We start from the raw sequence: 12203 nt of genomic DNA on the forward strand, positions 1-12203 counted from the left end.
GCCGTCTGTTTCATGCGGACGGCAAACCTTTTTTTACAAAACGGACGAATTCTTCCATGGCCGGATTGAAGTGGAGATCCTTGTTCCAGTCCAGGGTAATGTAGGCAGGGCGGAACTGGCGGACGGAAACGGCATGGAGATCCGGTTCCTGCTGGGCGATTTCTTCTGTGAGGAACCCGGCGGCGCCTTCTGACCGGATGTATTCCAGGATGGTGAACACCTGGGTGGTCTGGTGGAGGATCCAGGGATGGACGCCGCTCTGGGCAAACATATGGCGGATATAGGCGGTCTGGTCGAAGTGGTCGGAAAACAGCACCAGGGGAATGTTCCGGAGCTCTGTCAGATCCACCGTTTCCCGCCGGGCCAGGGGATGATCCTGGCGGACGAACAGCTTCAGGTAACTTTTCCGCAGGAGCAGACAGTGGTTGGGTTCTTCTGGCAGCCGGTTGGTGACACAGAGGGCAAAGTCGATTTCCTGGCGGTCCAGCAGTTCATAGAGCACCTTGGTGGTTTCTTCCACGGTTTCGATGGTGATCTGGGGATGGCTTTTCAGGAAAGCCCCGTGGATCTGGGGGAAAATGGTATTGCCCCGCATGGTGGCAATGCCGATCCGGATCAGGGCTTTGCCGGTGCCCAGGGTCCGGACCACCTGGCACAGATTCCGGTAGTGGTTCTGGAACTGCCGGGCATGCTCCAGCAGGATCCGGCCCCGGCGGGTGATCTGGATGTTGTTCCGGTTCCGCTGGAACAGGGCCACCCCGCATTCCTCCTCCAGTTCCCGGATGGCTTTGGAAATCCCGGGTTGGGAAATATGGCATTTTTCCGCCGCCCGGGAAAAACTCCCGCATTCGCAGACGGTGATGAAGTATTCGATCTGGGTGAGTTTCATGATGGACTCCTTGCAACAAATGGTCATATGTCCAGTGACCTGTGACAAGAGACCAGTGACAGGGGGGTGAATTTTTTACACCCCTGTATTATAACTCAAAGTTTGGGTCAGAGAAAATAAAATATTGTACTTTTTCTGTTTCAATGGATACAATAGGCATACGAAAAGACGAAAACAACCTGTCCGTGCAGTGGGAAAGAGAGGAAACATCATGACAACCAGCAAACGTGGGTATGATCTGCTCAATGATCCATTTTTGAATAAAGGAACGGCCTTCACCCGGGAAGAACGGAAGAAATACGGTCTGATCGGCATCCTGCCGCCCCAGGTGGAAACCATCGAACTCCAGGACCAGCAGGCTTTTGAGAACTTCTGCGAACGGCCCAACAAAGCGGTCCAGCGCCATTATCTGATGAAACTGTTCAGCCGGAACCGGACCCTGTTCTTCCACCTGTTCTCCCATCATCTGGAAAAACTCATGCCGGTGCTCTATGCTCCCGGGGTGGCGGAAAGCGTGAAACAGTACAGCGAACTGTTCACCACCCCCCAGAATGCGGTGTATCTGTCCATCGACAATATGGACGATATTGAAGAATCCCTGAAAAACGGGGCTTCCGGCCGGGACATCCAGCTGATCGTGGTCACTGACGGGGAAAGCATCCTGGGCATCGGGGACTGGGGCACCAACGGGGTGAGCATCTCCACCGGGAAGATCCTGGTATATACCGCAGCCGCCGGCATCGATCCGGCCAAGGTGCTGCCGGTAGTGCTGGACGCCGGGACCAACCGGCAGAGCCTGATCGATGATCCCCTTTATCTGGGGCTCCATCATGAACGGATCAGCGATGGACGGTATGATGCCTTTGTGGATGCCTTCCTCCAGACGGCGGAAAAACTCTTCCCCCATCTGTACGTCCATTTCGAGGACTTCGGCCGGGAAAACGCCGCCCGTCTCCTGGAACGGTATGAAGACCGGTATGCGGTGTACAACGATGACATCGAAGGCACCGGGGCGGTGACCCTGGCCGCCATCCTGGGCGGGCTGAAAGCCTCCGGGGAAAAACTCACGGACCAGACCTTCCTGTGCTTCGGAGCCGGTACTTCCGGTATGGGCATCGTCCGGCAGGTATTCGAGGAAATGAAGCTCCAGGGCCTCAGTGATGAGGAAGCCCGGAGCCGGTTCTACCTGGTGGACCAGCAGGGGCTGCTCTTTGAGGATACGGAAGGGATGACCCCCCAGCAGAAACCCTATGCCCGGAAACGGAGCGAATTCCCGGCCGGAGCCAGCCTGGACAACCTGGAAGACGTGGTGAAGGCCATCCATCCCACCATCCTGGTGGGAGCTTCCACGGCAGCCGGGGCCTTTACCCGGGAAATCGTCCAGGAAATGGCGGCCCATACTCCCCGGCCCATTATCTTCCCCCTGAGCAATCCGGCGGATCTGGCGGAAGCCAGTGCGGATGATCTGCTCCACTGGACTGACGGGAAAGCGCTGGTGGCCACCGGTACTGCTTCCCGGAAAGTGGTGTATCACGGGACCATCTTTGAAATCGGCCAGGCCAACAATTCCCTGGTGTTCCCGGGGATGGGACTGGCGGTGGCGGCCTGCCGGGCCCGGAAGGTTTCTCCCGGGATGCTGGCCGCTGCGGCCCATGCCCTTGCGGATCTGGTGGATATGGAGAAACCTGGGGCTTCCGTACTGCCTCCTGTCCGGGAAATGGGGAATTTTACCAAGATCCTGGCGGAAAAAGTGGTACGGCAGGCCGTACAGGAAGGACTGAACGGGATCCCGGTGGAAGACCCGAAAGAAGCCATCGAAGCCATCCAGTGGAAGGCAGAGTACAAGGAATTGTGAGAAAGGGGCGGAGCCCCTTTCTGTCAGCGGTCAGCCGCAGGCGTCCGTTGACGGGGCTGTTGCGCAGGCAACGGCCCCTTTTTCGTATCCCCAAATGGAGAATACCCTATGATCACCGGTAAAAATTCCCCCTTTCCTTTGTTTTCAGAAAAGGTACATTACAGAAAGGCAAAAATCCATACCATATAAACATCTCAAAAAATATACATAAAAGAACTGTACATTTTTAAAAATGGAAACGTTTTTGTAAAAAAGAATGTTGCAAAAATGTGAACAAGTGCGTATAATAACTATAGCTTGCAAGGCCGACCGGTCGTTTCACGCGGGTCCCCGGCAAGAAATATGAAGAAAGCAAAGGTGTTGTTGATGAAGGCATGGAAAAAAGCGGTCGGCGCGCTGGCGATGACAACTCTCGTGGCGTCTATGTTTACCGGCTGCGGCAAAAAAGATGCAGCGAAAAAGGACAATGGCAATGAAATCAGAGTCGGTGCTTTGTTCGAATTGACGGGGAATGTGGCCAACTACGGCAAATCCACCTACAAAGGGGTACAGCTGGCGGTGGATCAGATCAATGCCAAAGGCGGCATCAACGGCAAGAAAATCAAACTGGTGGAAGCGGACAACAAGTCCGAGCCTTCCGAATCCGGGAATGCGGCCACCAAGCTGATCACCAAGGATAAAGTTTCGGTCATCATCGGGCCGGCCACCAGCGGCTGCGTATCCGCTGCCACCCCGGTGGTCACCAACAGCAAGGTGCCTCTGATGGCCCCTGTGGCTACCGCACCCGGGATTACCGTGGATGAAAAAGGCAAGGTACGGCCCTTCATCTTCCGTGCCTGCTTCACGGATCCGTTCCAGGGTAAACTGATGGCCAAATTCGCCGTGGATACCCTGAAACTGAAGAACATTGCGATTTTCTATGATTCTTCCAGTGACTACTCCAAAGGTCTGATGGATGTGTTCGGCAAGACCCTGGAAGAAAAAGGCGGCAAGGTTGTGGGCAAGGAAGCCTTCCTGGCCAAGGACCAGGACTTCAAGTCCGCTCTGACCAAACTGAAAGCCACCAATCCGGAAGCTCTGTACGTACCCGGCTACTATGAAGAAGTTTCCAAGATCATCAAACAGGCCCGTGAAGTTGGGCTGACCTGCCCGATCCTGGGCAGCGACGGCTGGGATTCTCCGAAACTGGCCCAGATCGCCGGCGGGGAAGCGCTGAACGGCACCTACTTCACCAGTGCTTATTCTGCTCAGGACAAGGATCCTCATGTCCAGCAGTTCATCAAGGACTACAAGGCCAAGTTCAACGAAGAACCGGATACTTTCGCCATCCATGCCTATGACGGAACCCTGGCTGTGGCAGAAGCCATCAAACAGGCTGGTACCACCGACGGCACCAAGATTGCGGATGCCCTGAGCAAAATCAAGGACCTGCAGGTAGCCACCGGCAAATACACCCTGGACAAGGACCACAACCCGGTGTCCGGCGGCATCATCATCGAAATGAAAGACGGCGTACAGACCTTCAAAGAAAAGATTACGCTGTAAGAAACACCAACCATACGGCGTCGGATCGGTCTCCGGTCTGACGCCAAACTTTTTCACAAGGAGGGGTGCTTATGGATACCGGATCCTTTGCCCATCAGTTCATCCAGCAGATCGTCAACGGCGTATCCCTGGGCAGTATCTACGCACTGATCGCCCTGGGCTATACCATGATCTACGGGATCATCAAACTCATCAACTTCGCCCATGGCGATATTTACATGCTGGGAGCCTACATCGGCTTTGTGGCCATTACCAAAGCCGGACTCCCTTTCCTGCCGGCTCTGATTGTTTCCATGATCGGAGCGGCCCTGGCCGGGATCATCATTGAACGGATCGCCTACAAACCCATGCGGAATGCGCCCCGGATTGCGGCCCTGATTACGGCCATCGGCGTATCCTTTTTCCTGGAAAACGGCATGATCCTGCTGGTGTCTCCACAGCCCCGGACTTTTCCGCCGGTATTTGCTCCCACGGTCTACCATATCGGGGGCATTGTGGTGAACAACCAGCAGATTATGATCCTGGTCAGTGCCCTGTTGCTGATGCTGGCCCTTACCTACATCGTCAACCGGACCAAGGCCGGGAAGGCCATGCGGGCGGTGAGCTTTGACGCGGATGCCGCCAAGCTCATGGGCATCGACACGGACCGGGTGATTTCCACCACCTTTGCCCTGGGTTCTGCACTGGCTGCAGCTGCCGGGGTCCTGGTGGGGATCTACTACAACTCCATTGATCCCCTCATGGGCATGATGCCCGGGATCAAAGCCTTTATTGCCGCCGTGGTAGGCGGTATCGGGATCCTGCCCGGCGCCATGCTGGGGGGCATCATCATGGGCCTGGTGGAAGCCATGGTATCCGGCTTCTTTTCTTCCACCTACCGGGATGCGGCGGCTTTCGCCATCCTGATCCTGATCCTGCTCTACAAACCTACGGGCCTGTTGGGCAAGAACGTGAAAGAGAAAGTGTAGGTGAATGCCATGAAGAGTTTACGTCAATCGCTCCACAAACAGGACCTGCTGGGCCTGGGCATCATGGTGATCCTCTTTGTTGTGTTCTACTTCCTCTTTGACGAAGAGATCCTGGATGACTACTGGGAAACCAACGTGATCCTGATCCTGATCAACATCATCATGGCGGTGAGCCTGAACCTGATCAACGGGCTTACCGGCCAGTTCTCCATCGGCCATGCCGGGTTCATGGCGGTGGGTGCCTATACCTCCGCCATCATCACGGTGAAGCTGGGGATGGATTTCCCCATTGCCCTGATCGTAGCCACCGTATCTGCCGCTTTCCTGGGCTTTTTGATCGGCATGCCCACCCTGCGGCTGAACGGGGACTATCTGGCCATTGCCACTCTGGGTCTGGGGGAAATCATCCGGATCGCCATCCTGAACATCGATTATGTGGGCGGGGCTTCCGGGTTCATGGGGATCCCCCGGCTGACAACTTTTCCCATTGCCTTCTGGATCATGGTGTTTGTGGTCTATTTCATCAAGAACTTCAAGAATTCCGCGGACGGACGGGCCTGTCTGGCCATCCGGGAAAATGAAATCGCGGCGGAGACCATGGGCATCAACACCACCAAGTACAAGGTCATGGCCTTTACCATCGGGGCCGGATTTGCCGGTACCGCCGGTGCCCTGTTTTCCCATTACTACTACATTGCCCACCCGGCTTCCTTTACCTTCATGCGGTCTTTCGACGTACTGACCATGGTGGTGCTGGGCGGTCTGGGCTCCATCAGCGGATCCATTTCCGGTGCCGTGCTGCTGACGGCCATTTCCGCTGCCCTGGCGGATTATCCGGAATGGCGGATGGTGATCTATTCCATCGTACTGATCGTCCTGATGCTGAACCGGCCACAGGGGATCTTTGGCAACAAGGAACTGAGCCTGAAGATGTTCCAATCTATCAAACTGGGAGGTGGGTCTCGTGGCGGAACTGCTCAAAGTGAATAATGCGTCCATGATCTTTGGGGGCCTGCGGGCTGTATCCAACCTGACCATGCAGATCGACGAAGGGGAACTGATCGGTCTCATCGGGCCCAACGGCGCCGGCAAGACCACGGCCTTCAACATGCTGACCGGGGTGTATGAACCTTCTGAAGGGGAAATCACCTTCAACGGCCAGCGGATCAACGGGAAGAAACCCTACCAGGTGACCCAGATGGGAATCGCCCGGACCTTCCAGAACATCCGGCTGTTTTCCGAACTGTCCGTGCTGGACAATGTGAAAATCGCCTTCAACAACCAGATCCGGTATGGTCTGGCGGAAGCCATCGGCCGGTTCGGCCGGTATTTCAAGGAAGAAGAGTCCATCGAGGAAAAAGCCCTGGCTCTGCTGAAAATCTTCCATCTGGAAAAACTCCGGGACGAAATGGCCAAGAACCTGCCCTACGGGGAACAGCGGCGGCTGGAAATCGCCCGGGCCCTGGCCACCTCTCCCAAACTGCTGCTGCTGGATGAACCGGCAGCCGGGATGAACCCCCAGGAAACCAAGGAACTGATGGAAATGATCCGGTGGATCAAGAAGGAATTCAATCTGAGCATCCTCCTGATCGAACACGATATGGGACTGGTGATGAATGTCTGCCAGCGGATCTATGTGCTGGAATACGGCATCTGCATCGCCAACGGCACCCCTGACGAAATCAAGCACAACAAACGGGTCATCAAGGCCTATCTGGGCGAGGAGGTATCCTGATGCTCACCATTAAAAATCTGAATGTCTATTATGGGGCCATCCACGCCGTGAAGGACCTGAACATGGAAGTGGGGGACGGGGAAATCGTCACCCTGATCGGCTCCAACGGAGCCGGGAAATCCACCACCCTCCACACCATTTCCGGGCTGATCAAGCCCAAAACCGGCAGCATCCTCTACAAAGGAGAAGAAATCGTGGGGGTGCCCGCCCACAAGCTGGTGGGCCGGGGCCTGGTCCAGGTGCCGGAAGGCCGTCATGTGTTTGCGGAAATGACCGTTATGGAAAACCTGGATATGGGGGCGTATCTCCGGACAGACAAGGACGGGATCGCCCGGGACAAGGAAAAAGTCTTTGAAAAATTCCCCCGGCTGAAGGAGCGGATCAGCCAGACCGCCGGCACCCTGTCCGGCGGGGAACAGCAGATGCTGGCCATGGGACGGGCGCTGATGAGCCGTCCCCAGCTGCTGATCCTGGACGAACCCTCCATGGGGCTGGCGCCTCTTCTGGTACGGGAAATTTTCTCCATCATCAAGGAAATCAACAGCGAAGGCACAACGGTGCTGCTGGTGGAACAGAACGCCAATATGGCCCTTTCCATTGCGGACCGGGCCTATGTGCTGGAAACCGGGCGGGTGGTCCTGTCCGGAACGGCTGCCGAACTGGCAGCCAGTGAAGCCGTGCAGAAAGCTTATCTGGGCGGCTGACAAGGAGGCAGAACCATGCAAGTCAAAGATCTGATGACCAAAGTCGTAAAAGTAGTCACAACGGAACAGTCCCTGCTGGAAATCCGGGAACTGATGCTGAACAACAATCTGCGCCGGATCCCTGTAGTGGATGGGGACGGCCATTTGAAAGGCATCGTCACCGACGGGGATGTATCCCGGGCCACACCTTCCGATGCCAGCACCCTGGACCGGTATGAAGCCAACTATATCCTGGGCAAACTGAAGGCCAAAGACCTGATGACCAAAGCGGTCATCACCGTCAAGGCGGAAGACGGGGTGGAAACGGCTGCCTATCTCATGTACAAATTCAAGATCGGAGCACTGCCGGTGGTGGATGCCACCAACAAAGTGGTGGGGATCATTTCCGATACCGACGTGTTCAAGGCCTTTGTGGATCTGCTGGGTTATGCCAAGACGTCCACCAAGATCACCGTGGATACCCAGGATAAGGTGGGTGTCCTGGCCGAACTGGCGGAAATTTTCAAAAACCGGGGCGTAAACATCATTTCTGTGGTAACCCGGAAAATCGGGCCCAAACGGGCCGCCATTACGGTACGGGCCGATCTGACCAATGCCATGGACATCATCCAGACCATCCGGGATGCCGGGTTCGTGATCACCGACATCTCCACCCTGAAAGTAGATGATGCCCATGAAGAATGAAGCTGACTATAAAGTGGGGGACATTGTCCGGATGAAGAAGGCCCATCCCTGCGGGTCCTATGAATGGGATGTGCTCCGGGTGGGCATGGACTTCGGCATCAAATGTCGGGGCTGCGGCCATTACGTGCTGCTGCCCAGAGCCAAGTTCGAAAAGGCCGTGCGGGAAGTCCTGGTCCATAAGGAAGATTGAACAAAGAGGGCGTGGAAGGATTCTTTCATGCCCTCTTGTTTCATGCTATAATGGTGCGTAAAGCAGAAATTTCCGGAGGTGTTCAGCAATGAAAAAGTGGTTGGGAGCCTGTGTGCTGGGAGTCTGTCTTACCGTGCTGCCGATGCCGGCTCTGGCCGTCCACTGGATGTCTCTGGGCAGCAGCGAAGAAGGCGAGATCCTTATGGACCGGGACAGCCTGAAACGGCCGGCGGATACCTCTCTGACCGTATGGGAGAAGGTCCTGTGGCCCCAGTCCGATGCCCATGGCCGGACGGGAGAGCTCCGTCACCGGGAGTACGACATGAAAGGCAAAAAGTGGCGGCAGCTGAGCAGTTACCAGCTGGACGCCCGGGGCAGGAAAACGGCCGGGAACCGGAAAATCCAGGAATGGCAGGAATTCCAGCCCATGACCAGCCTTTTTACCCGGGCCCGGTACGAATGGGATTATTCCCGGTGGAGAGGACCCTGGGTGTTCATCAAGAGCCTTCCCGGATTGGGGAGGAAATGGTTCAATCCGGATTCCCTGGAAAAGAAAGGACCCAATACCTACCAGGTATGGGAAAAGACCGTGATGAAGAAACCGGTAAACGGAACCCGGATCCTGGTGTCCCAGACCCGGTATGATGTAAAGAATGGAAAGGCAAGGACCCTGTATCTGTGCACCTTCGATGACCGGAACAACATGACGGACCATTATGCGGTAAACGATGTGTGGAACAAAAAAGGCGATACCTACGGCGAATACATTGGGGATCAGCTGGCTTCCTACTATGCCAGACATCCCCGGAAAAAATAGAGGAGAAGATCATGAAAACCTGTCCCAAATGCCATAAAATCTATGAGGATTCCCAGAATTTTTGTTCGGAAGACGGCACCCCCCTGGTGCTGACTCCGGTGAGCCAGACCCTGCGGGGAGAAACGGAAGCCCCGAATCCGCCGGTACCGGCTGCCCAACCGGAAACCGAACAGCAGGGGCAGCCTGACAGCGGCCAGGGAACCGGTACCCGTGAGCAGCAGAACTGGCAGCAGCAGAGCCAGAATGGCTGGCAGCAGCAGGGACAGCAGCAACAGCAGTACCAGTACGGTCCCAACGGCAATCCCAGTTTCAGTGCCCGTTTCCAGGCCAATATCCCCGATGGAAATACCTGGAAGCCCATGTACTTTTCCTTCAACGGCCGGTTGAACCGGGGAACTTATATCTGCCGGTGGCTGGTACTGCTGCTGGCGGCAGTGCTTATCGGTCTGATCTGCGGTATCCTGCCCTTCCTGGCTCCTTTGGGCTATCTGGCACTTCTGGGGCTTTTTGTGGCCCAGATTTCCCTGGCAGTCCGCCGCCTCCATGACCGGGGCCATTCCGGGTTCTGGATGTTTGTCTGTGTGGTTCCGGCCCTGAACCTGCTCATGTTCCTGTACCTGCTGTTTGCGGAAAGCCAGCCCGGTCAGAATGAGTATGGAGTGGCCGAATAAAAAGTTGTTGACAGGGATTCCCCTTTTTGCTATACTATACAAGCTTTCTCCTTGAGAAAGCAACAGACAAAAGGTTTCTCAACAACAGAATGTTTCAACTGAAACATTGAAAGAAAAAAGTTGTTGACAAAGAAACGAAAGTCTGGTATTATATAGAAGCTGTCACTGAGACAGCGAGACGAACTTTGAGAACTGAATATTGTTGACAGATGTGCGGGTCAAGTCACTTTTAGTGATGAGATCGAGTCACCTGGATGAAAACCAGGTTAAAAAATCAGAGCTAGTTTTTCGAGAGCCAAGCGGCTCTTCAAAATATCTATTTTGGAGAGTTTGATCCTGGCTCAGGACGAACGCTGGCGGCGTGCTTAACACATGCAAGTCGAACGGAGAACTTTCTTCGGAATGTTCTTAGTGGCGAACGGGTGAGTAACGCGTAGGCAACCTGCCCTCTGGTTGGGGACAACATTCCGAAAGGGATGCTAATACCGAATGAGATCCTCTTTCCGCATGGAGAGAGGATGAAAGATGGCCTCTACTTGTAAGCTATCGCCAGAAGATGGGCCTGCGTCTGATTAGCTAGTAGGTGAGGTAACGGCTCACCTAGGCGATGATCAGTAGCCGGTCTGAGAGGATGAACGGCCACATTGGGACTGAGACACGGCCCAAACTCCTACGGGAGGCAGCAGTGGGGAATCTTCCGCAATGGACGAAAGTCTGACGGAGCAACGCCGCGTGAGTGATGAAGGCCTTCGGGTTGTAAAACTCTGTTGTCAGGGACGAAAGCACCGATCTATAATACATTTTGGTGTTGACGGTACCTGACGAGGAAGCCACGGCTAACTACGTGCCAGCAGCCGCGGTAATACGTAGGTGGCAAGCGTTGTCCGGAATTATTGGGCGTAAAGAGCATGTAGGCGGGCTTTTAAGTCCGACGTGAAAATGCGGGGCTTAACCCCGTATGGCGTTGGATACTGGAAGTCTTGAGTGCAGGAGAGGAAAGGGGAATTCCCAGTGTAGCGGTGAAATGCGTAGATATTGGGAGGAACACCAGTGGCGAAGGCGCCTTTCTGGACTGTGTCTGACGCTGAGATGCGAAAGCCAGGGTAGCAAACGGGATTAGATACCCCGGTAGTCCTGGCCGTAAACGATGGGTACTAGGTGTAGGAGGTATCGACCCCTTCTGTGCCGGAGTTAACGCAATAAGTACCCCGCCTGGGGACTACGATCGCAAGATTGAAACTCAAAGGAATTGACGGGGGCCCGCACAAGCGGTGGAGTATGTGGTTTAATTCGACGCAACGCGAAGAACCTTACCAAGGCTTGACATTGAGTGAAAGACCCAGAGATGGGTCCCCTTCTTCGGAAGCACGAAAACAGGTGGTGCATGGCTGTCGTCAGCTCGTGTCGTGAGATGTTGGGTTAAGTCCCGCAACGAGCGCAACCCTTATCCTATGTTACCAGCACGTAATGGTGGGGACTCATAGGAGACTGCCAGGGATAACCTGGAGGAAGGCGGGGATGACGTCAAGTCATCATGCCCCTTATGTCTTGGGCTACACACGTACTACAATGGTCGGCAACAAAGGGCAGCGAAGCCGCGAGGCGGAGCCAATCCCAGAAACCCGACCCCAGTTCGGATCGCAGGCTGCAACCCGCCTGCGTGAAGTTGGAATCGCTAGTAATCGCAGGTCAGCATACTGCGGTGAATACGTTCCCGGGCCTTGTACACACCGCCCGTCACACCACGAAAGTTGGTAACACCCGAAGCCGGTGAGATAACCTTTTAGGAGTCAGCTGTCTAAGGTGGGGCCGATGATTGGGGTGAAGTCGTAACAAGGTAGCCGTTCGAGAACGAGCGGCTGGATCACCTCCTTTCTATGGAGAACCGAAGGAGTCCAAGGACTTACTTCTATTCTCGTCGACGCACATCTGTCAGGAACAATATTCGGTTCTCAGGGCTCGTCCCTGAACATGAACCTTGAAAACTTCATAGAAGAGACAAAACAAAGTCTTATCTGATGTGATGATCAGATAAGCACCTCTGATCTAAATGCGAATTTAGAAACGAGTAACGAGAATACCAGGGAACGTAAGTTCCTTAGTAAACTGAACCAGAAAATTGCGAAGAGAAATTGCTCTGATCCG

11 protein-coding genes and 1 rRNA gene are annotated in these 12203 nt (G+C 54.9%); 11 read left to right on the forward strand and 1 reads right to left on the reverse strand.

Going from position 1 to position 12203, the window contains the following annotated elements; all coding sequences use genetic code 11:
- Window positions 1–10 precede the first annotated feature (10 nt).
- Window positions 11–889 carry a LysR family transcriptional regulator gene (locus ACFER_RS00070; protein WP_012937414.1) on the reverse strand — a complete coding sequence of 293 codons (879 nt, stop codon included), beginning with the start codon at window positions 887–889 and terminating at the stop codon, window positions 11–13.
- Between the two features lie 211 nt (window positions 890–1100).
- Here ACFER_RS00070 and maeA point away from each other — a divergent pair, with 211 nt between their 5' ends.
- The 11 genes from maeA (at window position 1101) to ACFER_RS00125 (ending at window position 11933) form a co-directional block, all read left to right on the forward strand.
- Complete coding sequence (gene maeA, locus ACFER_RS00075; protein ID WP_012937415.1) at window positions 1101–2744, forward strand: NAD-dependent malic enzyme; 1644 nt, start codon at window positions 1101–1103, stop codon at window positions 2742–2744.
- A gap of 366 nt (window positions 2745–3110) precedes the next feature.
- Complete coding sequence (locus tag ACFER_RS00080; protein WP_012937416.1) at window positions 3111–4289, forward strand: ABC transporter substrate-binding protein; 1179 nt, start codon at window positions 3111–3113, stop codon at window positions 4287–4289.
- 71 nt (window positions 4290–4360) lie between these two features.
- Window positions 4361–5257, forward strand: coding sequence for a branched-chain amino acid ABC transporter permease (locus ACFER_RS00085; RefSeq protein WP_012937417.1), 897 nt, complete (start codon window positions 4361–4363; stop codon window positions 5255–5257).
- A gap of 9 nt (window positions 5258–5266) precedes the next feature.
- Window positions 5267–6247: a branched-chain amino acid ABC transporter permease gene (locus ACFER_RS00090; protein WP_012937418.1), complete on the forward strand. Its 981-nt coding sequence runs from the start codon at window positions 5267–5269 to the stop codon at window positions 6245–6247.
- 7 nt (window positions 6248–6254) lie between these two features.
- Complete coding sequence (locus tag ACFER_RS00095) at window positions 6255–6992, forward strand: ABC transporter ATP-binding protein (RefSeq protein ID WP_071818335.1); 738 nt, start codon at window positions 6255–6257, stop codon at window positions 6990–6992.
- On the forward strand, window positions 6992–7696 hold the full coding sequence (locus tag ACFER_RS00100; RefSeq protein ID WP_012937420.1) for an ABC transporter ATP-binding protein: 705 nt from the start codon (window positions 6992–6994) through the stop codon (window positions 7694–7696). The genes ACFER_RS00095 and ACFER_RS00100 overlap by 1 nt, the downstream gene beginning before the upstream one ends.
- A gap of 15 nt (window positions 7697–7711) precedes the next feature.
- A complete protein-coding gene (locus tag ACFER_RS00105; RefSeq protein WP_012937421.1) occupies window positions 7712–8380 on the forward strand; it encodes a CBS and ACT domain-containing protein in 669 nt (222 codons plus the stop codon).
- Window positions 8370–8570, forward strand: a complete 201-nt coding sequence (locus tag ACFER_RS00110; protein WP_012937422.1) for a DUF951 domain-containing protein — start codon at window positions 8370–8372, stop codon at window positions 8568–8570. Before ACFER_RS00105 ends, ACFER_RS00110 begins: the two co-directional genes overlap by 11 nt.
- Before the next feature lie 88 nt (window positions 8571–8658).
- Complete coding sequence (locus ACFER_RS00115) at window positions 8659–9387, forward strand: hypothetical protein (protein ID WP_012937423.1); 729 nt, start codon at window positions 8659–8661, stop codon at window positions 9385–9387.
- Window positions 9388–9398: 11 nt separating this feature from the next.
- Complete coding sequence (locus ACFER_RS00120) at window positions 9399–10058, forward strand: DUF805 domain-containing protein (protein WP_012937424.1); 660 nt, start codon at window positions 9399–9401, stop codon at window positions 10056–10058.
- A gap of 318 nt (window positions 10059–10376) precedes the next feature.
- Window positions 10377–11933 (forward strand): 16S ribosomal RNA (locus ACFER_RS00125).
- Window positions 11934–12203 lie beyond the last annotated feature (270 nt).

Source organism: Acidaminococcus fermentans DSM 20731 (assembly GCF_000025305.1).
GTDB lineage: Bacteria > Bacillota > Negativicutes > Acidaminococcales > Acidaminococcaceae > Acidaminococcus > Acidaminococcus fermentans.